General features: G+C 69.3%; 20 protein-coding genes. 4 read left to right on the top strand and 16 right to left on the bottom strand.

Annotation, left to right across the window (positions count from 1 at the left end; genetic code table 11):
- The first annotated feature begins 95 nt into the window (after positions 1 to 95).
- Together glgX and upp are read left to right on the top strand one after the other, a co-directional pair.
- Positions 96 to 2,189 carry a glycogen debranching protein GlgX gene (gene glgX / locus MFF24_RS05855; RefSeq protein ID WP_238223144.1) on the top strand — a complete coding sequence of 698 codons (2,094 nt, stop codon included), beginning with the start codon at positions 96 to 98 and terminating at the stop codon, positions 2,187 to 2,189.
- A 197-nt stretch (positions 2,190 to 2,386) separates the two neighbouring features.
- Positions 2,387 to 3,037, top strand: coding sequence for a uracil phosphoribosyltransferase (gene upp / locus MFF24_RS05850; protein ID WP_133088112.1), 651 nt, complete (start codon positions 2,387 to 2,389; stop codon positions 3,035 to 3,037).
- A 9-nt stretch (positions 3,038 to 3,046) separates the two neighbouring features.
- Here the strand turns inward: upp and MFF24_RS05845 are convergent, their stop codons facing one another.
- Both MFF24_RS05845 and MFF24_RS05840 read right to left on the bottom strand, forming a co-directional pair.
- The gene (locus MFF24_RS05845) at positions 3,047 to 3,328 is read right to left on the bottom strand and encodes a type II toxin-antitoxin system RelE/ParE family toxin (RefSeq protein WP_238223142.1); all 282 of its coding nucleotides are present in this window, start codon (positions 3,326 to 3,328) and stop codon (positions 3,047 to 3,049) included.
- The gene (locus MFF24_RS05840; protein WP_238223141.1) at positions 3,325 to 3,549 is read right to left on the bottom strand and encodes a hypothetical protein; all 225 of its coding nucleotides are present in this window, start codon (positions 3,547 to 3,549) and stop codon (positions 3,325 to 3,327) included. Before MFF24_RS05840 ends, MFF24_RS05845 begins: the two co-directional genes overlap by 4 nt.
- Positions 3,550 to 3,661: 112 nt before the next feature.
- On the opposite strand from MFF24_RS05840, the gene MFF24_RS05835 reads away from it, so the two are divergent.
- Together MFF24_RS05835 and MFF24_RS05830 are read left to right on the top strand one after the other, a co-directional pair.
- Positions 3,662 to 4,672 carry an NAD(P)H-quinone oxidoreductase gene (locus MFF24_RS05835; protein ID WP_238223140.1) on the top strand — a complete coding sequence of 337 codons (1,011 nt, stop codon included), beginning with the start codon at positions 3,662 to 3,664 and terminating at the stop codon, positions 4,670 to 4,672.
- 101 nt (positions 4,673 to 4,773) lie between these two features.
- On the top strand, positions 4,774 to 5,052 hold the full coding sequence (locus MFF24_RS05830) for a hypothetical protein (protein WP_108939757.1): 279 nt from the start codon (positions 4,774 to 4,776) through the stop codon (positions 5,050 to 5,052).
- A gap of 78 nt (positions 5,053 to 5,130) precedes the next feature.
- On the opposite strand, the gene MFF24_RS05825 is transcribed toward MFF24_RS05830, so the two are convergent.
- The 14 genes from MFF24_RS05825 to MFF24_RS05760 all read right to left on the bottom strand — a co-directional run bounded on the left by MFF24_RS05825 (position 5,131) and on the right by MFF24_RS05760 (position 18,788).
- Positions 5,131 to 6,012, bottom strand: a complete 882-nt coding sequence (locus MFF24_RS05825) for a 3-hydroxybutyryl-CoA dehydrogenase (RefSeq protein ID WP_108939758.1) — start codon at positions 6,010 to 6,012, stop codon at positions 5,131 to 5,133.
- A gap of 158 nt (positions 6,013 to 6,170) precedes the next feature.
- The gene (locus tag MFF24_RS05820; RefSeq protein WP_108939759.1) at positions 6,171 to 7,124 is read right to left on the bottom strand and encodes an electron transfer flavoprotein subunit alpha/FixB family protein; all 954 of its coding nucleotides are present in this window, start codon (positions 7,122 to 7,124) and stop codon (positions 6,171 to 6,173) included.
- Between the two features lie 70 nt (positions 7,125 to 7,194).
- Positions 7,195 to 7,944: an electron transfer flavoprotein subunit beta/FixA family protein gene (locus MFF24_RS05815; RefSeq protein WP_108939760.1), complete on the bottom strand. Its 750-nt coding sequence runs from the start codon at positions 7,942 to 7,944 to the stop codon at positions 7,195 to 7,197.
- A 162-nt stretch (positions 7,945 to 8,106) separates the two neighbouring features.
- Positions 8,107 to 8,679 carry a cob(I)yrinic acid a,c-diamide adenosyltransferase gene (locus tag MFF24_RS05810; RefSeq protein ID WP_166059053.1) on the bottom strand — a complete coding sequence of 191 codons (573 nt, stop codon included), beginning with the start codon at positions 8,677 to 8,679 and terminating at the stop codon, positions 8,107 to 8,109.
- 117 nt (positions 8,680 to 8,796) lie between these two features.
- Positions 8,797 to 9,435, bottom strand: coding sequence for an acyloxyacyl hydrolase (locus MFF24_RS05805; RefSeq protein ID WP_108939762.1), 639 nt, complete (start codon positions 9,433 to 9,435; stop codon positions 8,797 to 8,799).
- 185 nt (positions 9,436 to 9,620) lie between these two features.
- Positions 9,621 to 9,806, bottom strand: coding sequence for a twin transmembrane helix small protein (locus tag MFF24_RS05800; protein ID WP_108939763.1), 186 nt, complete (start codon positions 9,804 to 9,806; stop codon positions 9,621 to 9,623).
- 81 nt (positions 9,807 to 9,887) lie between these two features.
- Complete coding sequence (locus tag MFF24_RS05795) at positions 9,888 to 12,587, bottom strand: TIGR02302 family protein (RefSeq protein ID WP_238223139.1); 2,700 nt, start codon at positions 12,585 to 12,587, stop codon at positions 9,888 to 9,890.
- Between the two features lie 120 nt (positions 12,588 to 12,707).
- The gene (locus MFF24_RS05790) at positions 12,708 to 13,802 is read right to left on the bottom strand and encodes an apurinic/apyrimidinic endonuclease family protein (protein ID WP_238223138.1); all 1,095 of its coding nucleotides are present in this window, start codon (positions 13,800 to 13,802) and stop codon (positions 12,708 to 12,710) included.
- 46 nt (positions 13,803 to 13,848) lie between these two features.
- Positions 13,849 to 14,868 carry a 5-oxoprolinase subunit C family protein gene (locus MFF24_RS05785; RefSeq protein ID WP_238223137.1) on the bottom strand — a complete coding sequence of 340 codons (1,020 nt, stop codon included), beginning with the start codon at positions 14,866 to 14,868 and terminating at the stop codon, positions 13,849 to 13,851.
- Entirely contained in the window at positions 14,865 to 15,605 is a 741-nt protein-coding gene (gene pxpB, locus MFF24_RS05780) for a 5-oxoprolinase subunit PxpB (protein ID WP_238223136.1), read from the bottom strand. Before pxpB ends, MFF24_RS05785 begins: the two co-directional genes overlap by 4 nt.
- A gap of 61 nt (positions 15,606 to 15,666) precedes the next feature.
- Positions 15,667 to 16,524, bottom strand: a complete 858-nt coding sequence (locus MFF24_RS05775) for a CheR family methyltransferase (RefSeq protein ID WP_238223127.1) — start codon at positions 16,522 to 16,524, stop codon at positions 15,667 to 15,669.
- The gene (locus tag MFF24_RS05770) at positions 16,524 to 17,678 is read right to left on the bottom strand and encodes a protein-glutamate methylesterase/protein-glutamine glutaminase (RefSeq protein ID WP_238223125.1); all 1,155 of its coding nucleotides are present in this window, start codon (positions 17,676 to 17,678) and stop codon (positions 16,524 to 16,526) included. Before MFF24_RS05770 ends, MFF24_RS05775 begins: the two co-directional genes overlap by 1 nt.
- Before the next feature lie 173 nt (positions 17,679 to 17,851).
- Positions 17,852 to 18,289 carry a response regulator gene (locus tag MFF24_RS05765; protein ID WP_373322658.1) on the bottom strand — a complete coding sequence of 146 codons (438 nt, stop codon included), beginning with the start codon at positions 18,287 to 18,289 and terminating at the stop codon, positions 17,852 to 17,854.
- 19 nt (positions 18,290 to 18,308) lie between these two features.
- Entirely contained in the window at positions 18,309 to 18,788 is a 480-nt protein-coding gene (locus tag MFF24_RS05760) for a chemotaxis protein CheW (protein WP_108939769.1), read from the bottom strand.
- Positions 18,789 to 18,794 lie beyond the last annotated feature (6 nt).

The following is an 18,794-nucleotide window of genomic DNA, read 5'->3' as shown; positions in this document are numbered from 1 at the left end:
CTCCCGCCCGCGGCCTCATCCTGAGGAGCCGCGGGCGGGAGAATGCATTTTGACGGGACCCTGAATCGACGGGCCCCGCTTCACGAAGGACTGGAATGATCGTCATCGAGGAGGGCCTGCCGACGCCGCTCGGCGCGCATTTCGACGGCCGCGGCGTCAACTTCGCCCTCTTCTCGCAGAACGCGACGCGGGTCGATCTCTGCCTGTTCGAGCCGGGTGCGCGACACGAATCGCGCACGATCCGCCTGCCCTGCCGGACCGACGACGTCTTCCACGGCTACCTGCACGGCCTGTTGCCGGGCCAGCAATACGCCTACCGGGTGTTCGGCCCCTGGGACCCGGCGGCGGGGCATCGCTTCAACCCGGCCAAGCTCGTCCTCGACCCCTATGCCCGCGAGATCGCCGGCCGCATCCGCTGGCACGACGCGCTCTACAGCCATCGCCGCGGCGGCGCCCGCGAGGATCAGATCGACCGGCGCGACAGCGCCCCCTTCCTGCCTCGCGGCGTCGTCACCCGCCCCGAGACACCCGACGCCGTCGCTCTGCCGGCGCCCCGCCCGCTCCACGAGACGGTGATCTACGAGGCCCACGTCAAGGCGCTGACCCGGACCCATCCGGCGCTCTCGGAGGCCGAGCGGGGCACCTATCTCGGCCTCGCCCATCCGGCGATCATCGAGCACCTGTTGAAGCTCGGCGTCACCGCCCTCGAACTCCTACCGATCCAGGCGTTTGCCGACGACCGTTTCCTCGTGGACAAGGGGCTCGTCAATTTCTGGGGCTACCAGCCCTACAACTACTTCGCCCCCGAGCCGCGCTATCTCGGGGAGGGCGGCGCGAGCGGTCTGCGCTTCGCCATCCGCGAACTCGCCTCGGCCGGCATCGAGACCCTGATCGACGTGGTCTACAACCACACGGCGGAAGGCGACCATCTTGGGCCGACGCTCGCGTTCCGCGGCATCGACAATGCGAGCTACTACAAGCTCGATCCCGAGAACCCGCGCCGCAACATCGATTGCACCGGCTGTGGCAACACCCTCAACGTCGCCCACCCGCGGGTGATGCGGATGGTGCTCGATAGCCTGCGCCACTGGGTGACCGCTTACGGTGTCGCGGGCTTCCGCTTCGACCTCGCGACCAGCCTCGGCCGCACGCCCGCTGACTTTTCCCCGCAGGCGGCCTTCTTCCAGGCGGTGCAGCAGGATCCCGTGCTCTCGCGGGTCAAGCTCATCGCCGAGCCCTGGGACATCGGCGGGGGCGGCTACCAGCTCGGCGGCTACCCTTACGGCTGGAGTGAGTGGAACGACCAGTTCCGCGACAACCTGCGCGGCTTCTGGCGGGGCGATTCCGGCACGCTGGCCAAGCTGACCCAGGGACTGTCCGGCTCGCGCGAGATTTTTCTGCCGTCCGGCCGCTCGCCCTTGGCCAGCATCAACTTCGTCGCCTCGCATGACGGCTACACGCTGGCCGACGTCGTCGCCTACGCGGAGAAGCACAACGAGGCCAACGGCGAGGAGAATCGCGACGGCCACGGCCACAATCTCTCGGCCAATTACGGTGTCGAAGGGCCGACCGACGATCCCCGCATCCTGGCGTTACGCGCCCGGCAGAAGCGCAACATGCTGGCCTGCGTGTTCTTCGCGCAAGGCGTGCCGATGCTGCTGATGGGCGACGAGCGCTCGCGCTCGCAGTCCGGCAACAACAACGCCTATTGCCAGGACAACGCCGTGAGCTGGATGGATTGGGAGGCCGATCCCGATCCGACGCTGAGCGAATTCGTCGGCAACCTCGCGGCCCTGCGCCGGGCCTGCCGCTCCTTGCGGCGTCGCCACTTCCTGCTCGGCAGCCGCGTCGGCGAGACCGACCTGAAGGACGTCCACTGGCTCTCCCCGGACGGGACCGAGATGGATGAAGCCGCCTGGGGCGACGGCGAGCGCCGTGCCTTCGGCATGCAGATGAGCAACGACATCGAGGGCTCGGAACGCGTCCTCATCCTGATGAACGCGGCGCCTGAGCCCTGCCCCTTCGCCCTGCCGCCGGATCTCGGCGGGCCTTGGCGCCCGGTCTTCGACACCACCCTCGCCACCGGTGCGGTTCCCGACGGCACCCGCCCGCCGGTGCGGGCCGGCGGCACCGTCGATCTACCCGAGCGGGCAGTGCTGGTGCTGAAGTCGCCGCCGATCCTCGATTGAGCCGCCGGCCTAAGAGCATCGTCCCGAAAGGTGGTCACCGGCTTTCGGAAAAAGACGATGCACAAACAAGGGGATAGAGCATCGTGTTGGATCTGATATCCAGCACGATGCTCTAGAAAACGTCGCGCGCGTCTCGGTTTCCGCCGCCGCCCGTGGCATCGTGCTGGCCGATCGCGACAGCCATGGAGACGGGTTCGATGCAGGCGGAGAGCGGTGGCGCGGCCCGGGTGACGGTGGTCGATCACCCCCTCGTCCAGCACAAGCTGACGATGATGCGCGACGGCGAGCGCTCGACCAAGGGATTCCGCGAACTCCTCAACGAGATCGGCATGCTGCTGGCCTACGAGGTAACCCGCGATCTGCCGCTCGAACCGGTCACCATCCAGACGCCGATCCAGGCGATGGAGGGACGCCGGATCGCCGGCAAGAAGCTGGTGCTGGCTCCGATCCTGCGCGCCGGCGTCGGCTTCCTCGACGGCATGCTCTCGCTGATGCCCTCGGCCCGCGTCGCCCATGTCGGGCTCTACCGCGATCCCGACACGCTCCAGGCGGTGGAGTACTATTTCAAGAGCCCGTCGGATCTGGCCGACCGCACGGTGCTGGTGCTCGACCCCATGCTCGCCACCGCCAATTCCGCGGTCGCGGCGGTGGAGCGGCTCAAGAGCCGAGGCGCGAAGGATCTCCGCTTCGTCTGCCTGCTTGCCGCCCCCGAGGGCATCGCCCGCTTCCAGGAGGCGCATCCCGACGTGCCGGTCTGGACCGCCGCGATCGACAGCCACCTCAACGACCACGGCTACATCGTGCCGGGTCTGGGGGATGCCGGGGATCGGATGTACGGCACGCGCTGAGTTTTCCGCTCAGCTCTGCCGGTGTTGGGCGGCATGGCGGATCGTGACGATGATGACGGCATCGGCCCTCTCATCGACAGTGTAGTAGATCAGGTAAGGAAGCCTTGGCACGACGAAGCGGCGCACCTTCGGCCGCACGACGCGCCCGGCATCCGGATACACCGTCAGAAGCGCAAAGGCGTCTCGGATCGTCTTCTGTACTTGGATGGCGGCCGAAGGGTTTTCTCGATGGATGTGGTCAGCAATCTCGCGCAGGCGCCGGGTTGCGCGCCGAGAGACTTCGAGCTTCATCGCTCGAAACTGCGGAAGGCGGCCTCGATCTCTTCCGTCGAGGCCAACTCGCCCCTCTCGATCTCGGCCAGCCCGGCCAGAACATCTTCCAGGTGCTCGGGATCGATGTCCTCCGCTGCGCCGACGCGCGCGAGGCCGAGCATGGCCTCGGCGATTGTGTCTTGATCGGCCGCGGGGAGCCGGCGGACGGTTTCGACGGCTTGTTCGAGCAGCTTCGTCATGAGGGCACCTTCAGCGTCCGAGTGTAACACGGCTCGACGCGCCCCGTCCCATGCGCCATCTGAGCCGGGCGTACGAGCGACCAACCCGCCGCGTGAACCCCGAGGAAGCCCCATGACAAAAAGCCTGCCCGACACCATGCGCCAGATCCGCTTCACCGGCGCGGGCGGACCGGAGGTCATCGCGGTCGAGACCGTGCCGCTGCCGAAGCCCGCAGCCGGGCAGGTTCTGGTCGAGGTGGTCGCGGCGGGCGTCAACCGGCCCGACATCATGCAGCGCCAGGGCAGCTACCCGCCGCCGAAGGGCGCGACCGAGATCCCCGGCCTGGAAATTGCCGGCCGCATCGCCGCGCTGGGCGAGGGCGTGACGGATCTCGCCGTGGGCGACGAGGTCTGCGCGCTGGTCATCAGCGGCGGCTATGCCGAGTTCGCCGTCGCCGAAGTGGGGCAGGTGCTGAAGCGGCCGGGGCCGCTCTCGCTGGTGGAGGCGGCCGGGCTACCGGAGACGGTCTTCACCGTCTATTCCACGGTGATCCAGCGCGGGCGGCTGCAGAAGGGCGAAACCTTCCTCGTCCATGGCGGGTCGAGCGGCATCGGCACCACCGCGATCCAGATCGCCAAGCAGCACGGCGCCCGCGTCCTCACCACGGCGGGCTCGGCCGAGAAATGCCGGTTCTGCGAGGAACTGGGGGCGGATGCCGCCATCAACTACCGCGAGGCGGATTTCGCCGAGGAGGTGAAACGCCTCACCGACGGCAAGGGCGTCGATGTCATCCTCGACATGGTCGGCGCTGCCTATCTCCAGAAGAACATCGCCTCGCTCGCCGTCGAGGGGCGCCTCGTCCAGATCGCCTTCATGCAGGGCTACAAGGCCGAGAGCCTGACCCTGACCCCGATCATGCTCAAGCGCCTGACGATCACAGGCGCCACTCTGCGGGCCCAGGCCAAGGAGGCCAAGGCCGCCATCGCCGAGGGGCTGAAGCGGGACGTCTGGCCCCTGGTCGAGGCGGGCAAGATCCGGCCGATCATCCACGCCACCTTCCCGCTGGAGGAGGCGTGCAAGGCACATGAGCTGATGGAGACGAGCAGCCACACGGGCAAGATCCTGCTCGTCACCGGGCGCTGAGGGCACAGGCTTCGGTAGGAACTCTCGAAGCCGGACCGGCGTTGGCCAAGCATAACCGATACTGACGCCGCCCCTTTGTCGGGCGGAAGAGAGGGAGTTTCATGGCCCAGATCGAGAACCAGACCGATGCCCGCCAGGGTGCGAAGGGCAAGCCGGTCCTCTACGTGCTGGTGGCGAGCCTCGCCCTGCTGGCGGTGGCGACCGTCGGCCTCCTGAGCTGGAACCGGGCCGAGTCACCCGCCGACCATGCCGGCAAGAGCCAGGAATCGGCCCGCGAGATGACGACGGGGTCCGTCAACAAGGCACCGTCCTCCAACAGCGGCAACGTGCCGGCCGAGAACCCGGCCTATCCGCAGCCGTCGCAGAAATCGGCTCAGTAAGCCTCAAGTCGCTGGACATCACGAAATAAGCCGCCCGAGACACTGTCTCGGGCGGCTTTTTCGTTTGGGCGTTCGACCTTAGCGGGTCGGGACCGGTGTCTCACCGCGGTAATCGTAGAAGCCGCGCTTGGTCTTGCGGCCGAGCCAGCCGGCCTCGACATATTTCACCAAGAGCGGACAAGGCCGGTACTTCGAATCGGCCAGCCCCTCGTAGAGCACCTGCATCACCGACAGGCAGGTATCGAGGCCGATGAAGTCGGCGAGCTGCAGCGGGCCCATCGGATGGTTCGCGCCGAGCCGCATCGCGGTGTCGATCGATTCCACCGAGCCGACGCCTTCGTAGAGGGTGTAGATCGCCTCGTTGATCATCGGCAGCAGGATGCGGTTGACGATGAAGGCCGGGAAATCCTCCGACATGGTCGAGGTCTTGCCAAGCTTGGCGATGAAGGCCTTCGCCGATTCGTAGGTCGGGTCCTCGGTGGCGATGCCGCGGATCAGCTCGACGAGCTGCATCACCGGCACCGGGTTCATGAAGTGGATGCCGATGAAGCGGTCCGGCCGGTCGGTCGCGGCCGCGAGCCGGGTGATCGAGATCGAGGAGGTGTTGGTCGCGACCAACGCGTCGGGCTTGAGCGAGGGACAGAGCGTCTGGAAGATCTTGCGCTTGGTCGCCTCGTCCTCGGTCGCGGCCTCGATGACGAGGTCGCAGGGGCCGAGATCGTCGAAGCTGCGCGCCGCCGCGATGCGCGCCAGGGCGCTGCGGCGCTGCTCGTCGCTCAGCGTGCCCTTCTGGACCTGACGCGTGAGGTTCGCGTCGATAAGACCGAGCCCGGCCGCGATCCGCTCGGGATCACGGTCGTGCAGCCGAACGTCGAGGCCGGAGGCCGCGCAGACATGCGCGATGCCGTTCCCCATCTGGCCGGCACCGACGATGCCGACCGTCTTGATCTCGATGCCCATACCCGTATCGCGTCCTACCTGCTGCGGCATCGTCCTCTCGACCGCATCGCTAGAATGCGGCACTGCAACAAATGCGTCAAACCGGCCTCAAGCCGCAGGTGCGGGAGTGTGTCCCGAGGCCCGTTCAACGCGTATCGTGCAGTCCGTTACCGATCCTTCTACCGGTCCTTGGCCTTGGCGATCTCGGCCTGCAAGTCCGGCACGACCTGAAACAGATCGCCGACCAGCCCGTAATCCGCCACTTGGAAGATCGGTGCGTCCTCGTCCTTGTTGACGGCGACGATCACCTTCGAGTCCTTCATGCCGGCCAGATGCTGGATCGCGCCGGAGATGCCCACCGCCACGTAGAGGTCGGGGGCCACCACCTTGCCGGTCTGGCCCACCTGCCAGTCGTTCGGGGCGTAGCCCGCATCCACCGCCGCGCGGGAGGCGCCGACCGCAGCGCCGAGCGCGTCGGCCAGCGGCTCGATCAGCTCCTTGAACTTCTCCGCCGAGCCGAGCGAGCGGCCGCCGGAGACGATGAACTTGGCCGAGGCCAGTTCCGGCCGGTCGGACTTGGCGATCTCTTCCGACTTGTAGGCGGCGCCCAGCGCGTCCGGCGTCGCAGCCGAGATCGGCTCGACGGGAGCGGCGGCACCGCCCTCTTCGGCCGGCTTGAAGGCGGCGGTACGCACGGTGATGACGCGCTTGCCGGCACCGGCCTGAACGGTCTGGATCGCGTTGCCGGCGTAGATCGGTCGCTCGAACGTGTCGGGCGAGACGACTTTGATGATGTCGGAGATCTGCGCGACGTCGAGGAGCGCGGCGACCCGCGGCAGGGTGTTCTTGCCCGTGGTCGTGGCGGCGGCCACGATCGCGTCGTAGGGCTCGGCGATCGCGGCGATCAGCGCGGCACTCGGCTCGGCGAGATCGTGGTCGTAGGTGCCGTCCTCGGCGTTCAGCACCTTCTCGACGCCGTCGAGCTTGGCCGCGGCCTCGGCCGCCGCCTTGGAGCCGGTGCCGAGCACTAGGGCGTGGATGGGCGCGCCCAGTTCCTTGGCCGCGGTCAGCGCCTTCAGCGTACCGTCCTTGATCTGTCCGTTGGCGTGCTCGACGTAGAGGAGCGTGGTCATCGGCGAAACTTTCGAAGAGGGGAGGGGGCGTCGCTCGACCGAAATCGGGAGCGGCGCGGCCTAAGAGACGTCAGAGCACGCCGGCTTCGATCTTGAGCTTCTGCACCAGCTCGGCCGCGGAGCCGACCTTGACGCCGGCCTGCCGGCCCGGCGGCTCGGCGACCTTGAGCACGGTCAGCTTCGGCGTGACGTCGATCCCGAGGCCTTCCGGGGACAGCTCCTCCAGGGGCTTCTTCTTCGCCTTCATGATGTTGGGCAGCGACGCGTAGCGCGGCTCGTTGAGGCGCAGGTCCGTCGTGACGATCGCCGGCAGCTTCAGCGACACGGTCTGGAGACCGCCATCGACCTCGCGCGTCACGTCGATGCTTCCATCGCCGAAGTCGAGCTTGAAGGCGAAGGTGCCCTGCGGCCAGCCGAGCAGGGCCGCCAGCATCTGGCCGGTCTGGTTCGAATCGTCGTCGATCGCCTGCTTGCCGAGGATGACGAGGTTCGGACTCTCCTTCTCGACCACCGCCTTCAGCACCTTGGCGACGGCGAGCGGCTCGCAATTCACGTCGGTCTTCACGAGGATCGCCCGGTCGGCGCCCATGGCGAGCGCGGTGCGAAGCGTCTCCTGCGCCTGCTGCGGGCCGATCGAGACGGCGACGATCTCGCTGACCTTACCCTTCTCCTTCAGTCGGATCGCCTCCTCGACGGCGATCTCGTCGAAGGGGTTCATCGACATCTTGACGTTGGCCAGTTCCACGCCCGACCCGTCGGCCTTGACGCGGATCTTCACGTTGTAATCGACGACCCGCTTGACGGGCACCAGAACCTTCATGGCTGTCGCTTTCCTCCGCTCCTGCGAGGTCCCGGCGTCGCTTGACGGACGGCTCTCGGACCCGCTTGACCGCGCTTGATGGGATTGTCGGGGCGGCGGGACCGTAACGAGGCGATTTCCCGCTTGTCAACGCGCCTTATCGGGGGCGTGACCTGCGGATATTTACCGGTTCTGGCCGGGCACCCAGAGCACGTCGTCGGCGCCGTCGTGGTTGGCCGCGCGGGAGGCCACGAACAGGAAGTCCGAGAGCCGGTTGAGATATTGCAGGGCCTCGGGCGAGATCGCCTCGCTCTCGATGCCCGACAGCGCCACCACCAGCCGCTCGGCGCGGCGGCAGACGGTGCGGGCGAGGTGGAGCGCGGCGGCCGTGGCCGACCCGCCGGGCAGGACGAAGGATTTCAGCGGCGGGATGTTGGCGTTGAGCGCATCGATCTCCGCCTCCAGCCGCTGCACCTGGGCGGCGACGACGCGCAGGGGCTCGTAGCCCAGCGGCTTGTCGCTCGGCGGGGTGGCGAGATCGGCGCCGAGATCGAACAGGTCGTTCTGGATGCGCGCCAGCATCGCGTCGAGGGCGGGTTCGGCGGTGAGGCGGGCGAGCCCGATGCAGGCATTGGTCTCGTCGACGGTGCCGTAGGCCTCCACCCGCAGATCCGCCTTCGAGCGGCGCTCGCCGTTGGCCAGCCCGGTCGTGCCCTGGTCGCCGGTACGGGTGTAGATGCGGTTGAGCTTGACCACGGCGTCCCTCCCGCGGGCCCGCTGTTCTCGAAATGAAAGACCCGCCGGGCGATGTTTCGCGCCCGGCGGGTCTTTGCAAGCCGTAAAAGTCCGACAGGCCGCGAAAGCGGCCGACGGTCAGAAGGTGTAGCCGAGCTTGCCGCCGAAATTGGTCAGGCCGCGGTTGTCGCCGCACAGGCCGGCATTCGACATGTGCTCGACGGTGGCCATCACGCTCCAGTGCTCGTCGATGCGGAAGCCGAGCGCTGCCGCCTCGCGGAACAGCGGGTTGCAGCCCAAAGCATTGAAGCCGTAGGGCGCGTTCGCCTTCAGGCCGGTATAGCCGTTATGCGCCGCGCCGCCGAAGAAGCCTTCGAGGAAGACACGCCGGTTCAGGGTCTCGGGGAAGAGGTCCACGGTCCAGGTCGCGCCGATATAGGCGTAGCTGGTACGGCCGCCGGTGTTGTAGCTGCCGCCCACCGTCGGACGCGGCACGAAGGCCTGCCAGAACGGATCGGTGGTGATCTGCGGCTTGGCGAACAGGATTTCGCCGTTGACGTTCGCAGTGCTGAAGCCCGGCAGCTTGCCCTCGGCGCTGCCCGGATCCTGAACCGAACCGCCGATGCGGACCTCGGATACGATGGAGTAGGGCTGGACGGGGGCGAAGTAGGGGGGCGGTGCGGGAGCCCGGGCGGCGCGGAAATCGGCGGCCTGCGCGGCTGTGACGGCCGTGCCGGCGAGCACGCCGACGAGAATCCGGGCAAGAGGTGACTTCATCGGCGGTCGATCCGTCCGTTTCAACCCGCCTCGAATATCACGGCGCCGGAGGCACAGCCCGCGGATTCATCCCGCTCCGCCGCTTTTGCCGCCTCGGTGGGGCGTGGACGCCACACTTCGCTCGTGCCCGTCCTTCGCCCCTCACGCGCATCCGAAACGCGGCCGTGATCGCGCAAGGTGTTGCGTCAGGCTGCCCGCCACCAGACCACGCCCATGATGACGATGATGGCGACGAATTGCAGGAGCACGCGCAGGCGCATCAGCTTCTGCGAGAGGTTGGCGCTGCCGCCCCGCATCATGTTGACGAGGCCGAGGAGGAGCACCACGGCCACGGCGAGGCAGGCGAGAAGGACGAGCTGGTTGGAGGACATGGGTCGGTGATCTCGTGGGGGACCGTGCTCGCGCGAGCATGGACCGCGTGGTGATTCTTCGGCGATGATGCCTTTGGAGCGTCAGTTCCGGCGCAGCAGGCGCTCGAAATAATCGAGTTCCTCCTGCGGACGCGAGGGGTCGCCGAGCTTGCGCCGCAACTCCTCCATGATCCGCCGGGCACGCTGCACCGCGGATTCGTCGGCATTGGGCACCCTGACATTGCCGTTGGAGAGGTCGCGCCCGCGGGTCGGGCGGCCGAGAGGATCGTCGTCGCCGGAGCCCGAGCGGCCCTGCTGGCTCTGCGACTGCCCGTCCTTCTGGCCCTCGCCCTGTCCTTCGCCCTCGGCCATCTGCTGCATCTGCTTCTGCATGCCCTCGGCGCCGCGCTTCAGCCCGTCGAGGGCACGGCCCTGGGCATCCACCGCGTCGCCGCTGCGGCCGCGGCCGAGCGCCTCTTCGGCCTCGCGCATGGCCTCCTCGGCATCGGCCAGACCTTCCTCGCCCTGAAGCCCCTGCTGCTTCATCCGGTTCTTGAGATCCTGGAGCTGCTCACGCAGGCCCTGCTGGCGCTGGCCCATGCTCTGGCCCTGCTGCCCGCCGCCCTGACCCTGCTGGCCTTGACCCTGTTGGCCCTGCTGACCCTGGCCCCGCTGCCCCTGCTGACCCTCGCCCTGTTGGCCGGGCTGCTGCCCGCGCTGTCCCTGCTGCTGGCCCGGTTGCGGCCTCTGGCGTTGGCCGGGACGCTGCTGGCCCTGCTGGCCCTGCTGGCCTTCCTTGTAGGTCTCGTCGCGCAGCTCCTGCTGCTCGCGGGACATCTTGTCGAGCTCGTCGAGCTGCCGGTTCATCTCGGCCATGCCGCCATCGGACTTCTGGCCGCCCTCGGCGTTCTGGAGGTTTTCGAGCACGTTGCGAAGCTGTTCGAGCAGGCGCTGGGCTTCCGCCGTGTCGCCGCGCTGCATCGCCTCCTGCATGTCCTTGATCATCTTCTCGAGATCGTCGGGCGTGACGGTCTGGCCGTTCTGCTGCTGTTGCTGACGCTCCGCCTGCTGCCGGTTCTGCGGCTTCGCGCGCTGGGCGAACTCCTTCATGAACTTGTCGAGGGCCTGTTTCAGATCCTCGGTCAGTTTTTTGATTTCCTCGTCCGGGGCGTTGCGCTCGATCGCCTCCTTGAGGCGGTCCTGGGCGGCGCGCAGGGCCTTCTCGGCATCCGAGAGGTCGCCGTCCTCGATCTTGAGGGCCATCTCCCACAGAAGGTCGGCGACGCCTGTGAGATCCGCGTCCGACTTCGCCGCGCGCAAGCGGTTGGCGGCGGTGGTGAGCCCGAGGAAGATGCCGGGCTGCGGCGTGAAGCGCTCCGGGGCGATCCGCAGGGCATCCAGCGCGGTCTGGACGCGGGCGCGGTCTTCGTCGGGCGCGGTCACCAGGCGGCGGCGCTCCTCGGCGAGCGCACGGGCGAGCGGCTGGGTGAAGGGGCGCGCCGGCAGCACGATCTCGGCGGTCTCGGTGCGGCCCTCCTGCCCGGCCTCGTCGCGCACCACGAGGGTGAGCTTCACCCGCGCGCCCGACCAGGGATTGTCGGTGAGATCGACCAGCGTCTTGGTTTCGGTCTCGCCGGTGGCGTCGGTGGGAAGCGCCAGACCGATCTTGGGCACGGGCACGAGCGAGCGGCCGGCTTTCAGCGGCTCGACTAGCCCTTCGGCGGAGGCGATGCCGTAATCGTCCTTGGCGCGATAGGTGAGGTTGAAGGTGCCGCGGCCGTTGACCTCCAGATCACCGACCCGGCTCACTTCCGGGGCGCGGTCGGGGATGGTCTCGATCACGAGGCGCTGCGGCTCGGAACCGGAGGCAGCGATGCCGAGCTCGGCGGTGCCCCCGGCGAGCCGGAAGCGCTCCTCCCGCAGGCTGGTGCGGGTCTCGCTCGACTGAGCACCGCTCTGCAGCGCCGGCCGGCTGGAGGCGGCTTTCTCGTCCTTCGGGATCGGAACCAGGGCGGCGTTCGGCGTCAGCTCCGCCTCGCCCTGGCCGGCAATGCGCACGATCAGGGTGGAATTGACCGGCGCGCGCAGCCGCTGCACCGCGTCCTTGGCCGCGCCCGACATCGTCACGATCAGCGGCGGCACGCGGGTGTAGATCGGCGGGTCGATCCAGCCGTCGACGCGGAAGCTCGGCGCGGCGGCCTGCGGCGCGCGCCAGTCGAAGGCGGCGGCGACGCGCCCGCGCCATTCCGGGCCGGCAACGAACAGGGCGGCGAGCGCCGCGACGAGAACGCCGGCGCGGAGCGCCAGGGGATCGTGGCCGGGCATGTGCGGGCGCGGGCGCCCGGCCTTCAGTCGCGCGACCGCCGCGGCGGCCCGCGACTGATGCAGGGCCCACAGGGCGCGGGTGACCGGGTCGCTCTGGCCGACAGCCAGGGTGTCCTCGATGGACGAGGCCGGGTCGTGCGCGCTTCCGCCCTGCCGGGTGGCTTCCCGGTCGATGCGGGTGAGCGCCTCGCGGCGGCTCAAGGGGCGCAGGCGAAGGGCCGGCAGCAGCGCCGCGACGAACAGGAGGGCGAACAGCCCGAGCCCAACGATCCGCCAGAGCGGCGACAGATCGAGCCATACCCCGAGCCACGAGACAGCCAGGAAGGCGAGGACGACGCCGAGCCCGCGCCAGAGCACCGGCCAGGCCCGCTCCCACAATCCTGCCGCCCGCGCCCGCGCCACCAGCTGGTCGAGGCGGCGGCGCGCCGCACCCTGGCGGTCATCGCTCGCGGAGATCGTCCGTTCGGCCTCGCTCATCGTGTCCGGTCGCGGCTCCCACGGGCGCCGGGCAGAGGCGCCCCGCGCACGAATGAGGAAGCTAGCATGGTGACGGGCGCGCTCCGCCGGGTCAAATCCGCCCAGTCACGCTTGAGCCGCTCATGCCGCGGCGCGCGAGAGGTCACGGCCGATCCGTGCGGCCAGCGGCACGCTCGCTTGGTTCTTGCCCTTGGCTTCGATCTCGAAGTCGGTCCAGACGAGGTGGCGGGCGACCAGCGCGTTGACCGCCTCGTTCCACATCAGATCGGAATGCGCGGCAAGATCGCGCCAGGAATGACCCCCATCGGAAAGGGCAGCAAAATCCGGCAGGGCGGTGGGATCGTGCTCCGGTAGCAGTGTTTCCCGTGAAACACTGATGTGGCTCACCGGCCGCACGCCGCGCCACGAACCGATCACCGCCTGGATGCGGGGATCATCAGGCTCGATATACTCGCCGCGGCTCTCGACCCAGTGGTGGTGCAGGTCGAGTACCACCGGGACGCGGTCGCCAAGCCGTAGGACCGCGTCGAGGCCGAACAGCGACTCGTCGTTCTCGACGGTGAGCAGGTTGCGCGCGGTTTCCGAGATCAGCGAAAGGCTCTCGCGGAAACCCTCGATGCCGGGCTCGCGTCCGCCGATATGGATGTTCACGTGCGCGCCGAACGGGTGCCAGCCCGAGCCGTAGCCCAGCATCGCCATCACCTCGGCATGATATTCCAGTTCGGCGATACCGTTCGTCTGCGCGTTCGGGTTGCGCGAGGCGATGATACAGAACGGGCCAGGATGCATGCTGAGCCGCACATCCCCCGCCCGCGCCTGCTCGCCGATCCGGGCGATGCCGGTCTCGATCAGGGCGCGCATCGGGGCCTGCGCGTAGAGCGGCGCGGCCACCGGATGGGTATAGCCGGGCAGGACCGAACTCGCCATGCGCAGGAGACGCTCCAAGGGCGGTCTGGCCGAAACCCAGGCGATCTGACGCTCAAGCGCCGCAAGGTTGTGGCGCACCACGCCTTCCAGCTTCTCATAGCGCGCGGCGGGGCCGAGGCGCTCCAGATGCGCCATCGTCACCGTGCCGAGATTCATCAGCTTGGCCGCGTCCTTGGCGGCCTTCAGGGTTTTGTGGGTCGGGTCCGGATCGGGGATGAAGGTGCAGCAGAAGCCGAGGCGGGGCGGCTCGGGCGGGTTCGGCTCGGAACGGTTCGGTTTGCGCGACATGGCGCGATAACGCGTCAGGGCCGGCTTCGTCCCCTTCTGGAAAGGATCAATCCTCTGCGCGCAGGGCGTCCACCGCCGCGCCCGCGAGATTGGCCGTCATCAGCCGCTCGGCCTCGCTCTCGACCGGCCTGAGGCGGGCGCTGAGCTCTGCGATCCGAGCCGCCTGTTCGCGGGCGAGGCGGGTGGCCGTAGCGAGGTCGACCGCCTCGAACCGGACCGTCTCGCCGGGGCGGCACTGGGCGATCCGTCTCAGATCGGCGGAGATCACAGTAGCGATTTTCGGATAGCCGCCGGTGGTCTGGCGGTCGGCGAGCAGGACGATGGGGCGCCCCGAGCCCGGAACCTGCACCGAGCCCGCCACGGTGGCGTCGGAGACGATGTTGAAGCCGGTGGGGCCGTGGGCGATCTCCGGCCCGTCGAGCTGGTAGCCCATCCGGTCGGCGCGGTTCGAGACGGTGAAGGCCCGGCCCAGGAAGGTCGCGAGGCCGGCTTGCGAAAAGTGATCGTCCTGGGGGCCGAGGACGACGCGGATCGGCGCCTCGCGCTCCAGCGCGATCGCGTCGAGGCAGGTCTCCGCCTCGCCTGTGGCGAAGGCGATCAGAGGCAGGCGGTCGCCCTCGCGCAGGGCCCGCCCGTCGAGGCCGCCAAGCGCCGCGCGCTGATGCAGGGCGCGGCTGCCCATGACGCTGCGGACGGTGAATCCACCGGAGACGGCGAGCGTGGCGAACACGCCCTCGCGCGGGCGCTCGACCGTCAGCTCCGAGCCTTCCCGCAGAATGAAGGAGCGGTGCGCGGCCACCGGCTCACCGTCGAGGCGCAGTCCGCTCGGCGCACCCGCCAGCGCGAGGCGTGCCGCGCCGCCTTCAATCCGCAGGCTTGCCCCGGCGAGGCCGAGTTCGAGCGCTGCCGCATCGGGCGCGTTGCCGACGAGGACGTTGGCCGCCGCGTGGGCGAGCGGGTCCATCGGTCCCGACGCCGAGAGCCCGAAGCGCAGGTAGCCGCGCCGGCCGCCGTCTTGGATCGAGGCCGCACCGGTGAGACGGGTGAGGTGAAGGCGGGCGCTCACCCCTCGCACAGCTCCGCCACCGGCTCGCCGGCCTCCGCCGCGGCGGCGAGCGCGTCCCAGCGCCGGGCCGGTGTCGGGACGAAGCGGACCCGGTCGCCGGGGCGAAGCAGGAAGACGGGGTCGCGCTCCGGTACGAAGGTCTTTTCGGGGGTCCGCCCGAGAAGATGCCAGCCGCTCGGGGCCGCGATGCTCGCCACCAGCGCCTGGGCGCCGCCGATGGAGATGGTGCCGGCCGGCGTCACCGGGCGCGGGCTCGGGCGGCGCGACAGGGCGAGACCGGGGTCGAGCCCTTCGAGATAGGCGTAGCCCGGCAGGAAGCCGATCATCGCGACCCGGTACTCGGGTGCGCTGTGGCGCGCGATCACCGCGTCGGGCGCGAGCCCGTGATGGGCGGCGACCGTCTCGAGGTCGATTCCGAACTCACCGCCATAGACCACGGGAATGCGCCACAGCCGCGAACTCGGAACCGCCGCGAGCGGCTCGCCCGCGAGCGCCAGGACAGCGCGGCCGAGTTCGGCCGGGTCGGCGCATAGCGGATCGAGATGGACGGTCAGCGAGCGGTAGGTCGGCACCGTCTCCACGATGCCGGGCAGCGCACGCGCGGCGAGCGCCGCGTCGAGGGCGAGAACGCGGGCGCTGAGATCCGCGTCGATCGATGCGCCGAACTCAATGGTGAAGGCGGTGTCCCCGCAGGCGAGAAGCCGCGGCGCGGGCTCCGCCGTGACCGATTGCGTCATGACCGATTGCATCTTGGCCGGCAGGCTAACCGATCCGGCGGCCTGCCGCGAGGCGATGCGTTCAGAACCCCGACGCGAGGCGGTGGGGCGTCGCCGCCCGCCCGGCGGCCGCGGCCTGGCGGTAGAGGCCCCGGTGCTGGGAATCCGGGACAAGGGCCTCCGTCAGACCGATCACGGTCTCGGCCGCCCCCAGCAGAAGCGCGCCGTCGGGGGTGAGCGTCTTGGCGATCCGCTCCAGCACGTCGGTCTTGGTCGGCGCGTCGAAGTAGATCAGCACGTTGCGGCAGTAGACGATGTCGAACTGGCCGAGATGCTCGAACGGGCTCAGCAGGTTGAGCGGCCTGAAGCTCACCATGTTGGCCAGTGACGGACTGATCCGCCACTGCTCGCCGACCTGGGTGAAGTGCTTCACGAGAAGCTGGACGGGGAGGCCGCGCTGCACCTCGAAATGACTGTAGAGGCCCAGGCGCGCCTTCTCCAGCACCTCCGTCGAGAGGTCGGTGCCGACGATCTCGATCTGCCAGCCGGCGAGCTGCGCCGCGGCCTCCTGGATCATCATCGCAAGGGAGTACGGCTCCTGCCCCGTGGAGGCCGCCGCCGACCAGATCCGCAGGCGGCGCTGGGCGCCGCGGGCGGCGATGGCCTTGGGCAGCAGCACGTCGCGGAACAGGTCGAACGGCGCCCGGTCGCGGAAAAAGAACGTCTCGTTGGTGGTCATCGCTTCGACCACCGCCCGCTCCAGCGGGCCCTCCCGCGACAGGCGCAGGGTGCCGACGAGGTCGGTCAGCGTGTTGATCCCGAAGCGGCGGCAGACCGGGGTGAGCCGGCTCTCGACGAGATAGCGCTTCTCCGCGCCGAGGCTCAGCCCGGATCGCTTCTTCAGGTAGTCGCGCAGGAAGGCAAAATCCGATTCGGTCATCAGACCCGCTCCCCGATCGCGCTGCGCAGGGCCGGTCCGATCTCGGGGAGCGGCAGGACGGCGTGACACAGGCCGGCCTTGGCGACGCTGCCGGGCATGCCCCAGACCGTGCTGGTCGCCTCATCCTGGGCGAGCAGGGTCCCGCCGGCCTCGACCAGCGCGCGGGCGCCCGCCGTGCCGTCCGAGCCCATGCCGGTGAGGATGACGCTCAGCGTCGCTCCGCCGTAGAGGGCGGCGGCGTCGAGGAACATCACGTCCACCGCCGGGCGGCAGAAGTTCACCGGGGGGCCGTCGTCGAGGCGGATCACGGTCTCCGCCGCAGAGCCCGACAGTCGCATGTGGCGCCCGCCGGGGGCGACGTAGATGCGGCCGGGCTGGATCCGCTCGTCGGCCTTGCCCTCGGCGGCCGGCAGGCCGATCCGCGCGCCGAGATGCTCGGCGAACACGGCGGTGAAGACCGGCGGCATATGCTGCACGATCAGCACCGGCAGGCGCCGGAGCGTCGCCGCGCCGATCTTCTCCAGAACCTCGCCAACCGCCCGCGGGCCGCCGGTGGAGGATCCGACCAGCAGGACGCGAGGCGGGGCTACGGTGCGGGGTTTGGGGCGCAGCGTCACCGTGCCGGAGAGGCGCGAGATCGGCGGTGCAGCGGGCGCCGCGGAGGCGGACGAAGCGGTCTCGACCGCGCTCGGGGCCGGCCGGCGCCGGGCACGGGCAGCACCGAACACCCGGATGCGTTCGAGCAGGTCGTTGCGGAAGCCGTCGGAGGTGGTGACGCCGCGGTTGCTCTCGGGCTTGGGGATGTAATCGACCGCGCCGAGCGAGAGGCAGCGCAGCGAGACGTCGGCGTTGCGCTGGGTCAGCGTCGACATCATCACGACCTGCACCCCCGGCTGCTTGGCGAGGATGAGGGGTAGGGCCTGGATGCCGTCGAGTTCCGGCATCTCGATGTCGAGGAGCACCACGTCCGGGTTGCAGCGGGCGAGCGCATCGACGGCGGCGCGGCCGTTGGGGGCGGTGGCGACCACCTCGTGACCGGCCTCGCTGAGCCAGCGGGAGACGAGCCCGCGCACCACGGCCGAATCGTCAGCGACGAGCACCTTGATCGGGCTACGTGCCGGGGAAGCGTGCGCGACGGCTGGAATTGCCGACATGGAAGACTCGTTTCCGCGGAGCGAGAAAGGGGCGGGGACCTCGCGGCCCCGCCTGAGGATTTGGGAGGAGGCCGGGAAGATCCCGGAAGGGTTTGGAGTGCTCACGAAACGCCCGATCCCCAACCGCTCCCGCTCCGGCGAGGACGGCGCACCGGGCATTTTATGAGAGCCGTTTAGGCGGCCTCGGAGGAGCGCATCGCGAAGCCGACCTGATCGAGCTTGGCGATCATGATGTCCCGGTCGAAGGGCTTCATGATGTACTCGTCGGCGCCCGCGTGCAGGGCGCGGGCGATGGCGCCGACATCGTTCTCCGTGGTGCAGAACAGCACCTTCGGCCGGTCGCCGAGGGGGGACTTCCGCAGATGCCGCAGCACCTCGTAGCCGTCCATGTTCGGCATGTTCCAGTCGAGCAGGATCACCGTCGGCATCGCCTCCGCGCACATCGCCAGCGCCGTGGCGCCGTCCTCCGCGTCGCGAACGGTGAAGTCGAGGGTTTCGAGGATGCGGCGGGCAACCTTACGGATGACCGCCGAGTCATCGACGATCAGGGCCGTCTTCGCCGCGTCCCCGGTCGAAGTCTTGGTGGACGTGTTGGCCGAGCTGGTCATCATGGGCGCATCTCTCGGGGCTTCAAGCGACCTTCGACTCGCGGGCGTCGCCGAAGGCGAGCAGCGCATCGACGTCGAGGATGACGAGGAGGCGTCCGTCGAGACGGTGGACGCCGAGCGAGATGTCGCGCCAGCGGGCATCGAGGTTGATCGGCACCGGCTCCTGCGTGTCGGCGCCGAGCTTCAGCACCTCGCCGACGCCGTCGACGATGAGGGCGAAGGTCTCGCCGGCCTGCTCCAGGCCGATGGCCATCTCGGCCGCGCCGGACTCGCGCCCCGGAATGCCGAGGCGGCGGCGCAGGCAGAGCGCGGTCACGACCCGTCCGCGCAGGTTCAGGAGGCCGACGATCTCACGCGGCGCCAGCGGCACCGGAGTGATGCCCGCGGGCACGAACACGTCGTGCACCCGGTCGATGGTGAGCCCGAACATCGTCTCGCCGACGAAGACGGTCACGTAGTCGGTGGTGTCGGTGGGAACGGCGTTGCCGTTGGCGGCCTGCATGGCGGC

This window comes from Methylorubrum aminovorans, assembly GCF_022179725.1.
Lineage (GTDB): Bacteria > Pseudomonadota > Alphaproteobacteria > Rhizobiales > Beijerinckiaceae > Methylobacterium > Methylobacterium aminovorans.
Note: the sequence above shows the minus strand (reverse complement) of the source record. Positions and strands in the feature narration are given on the sequence as shown.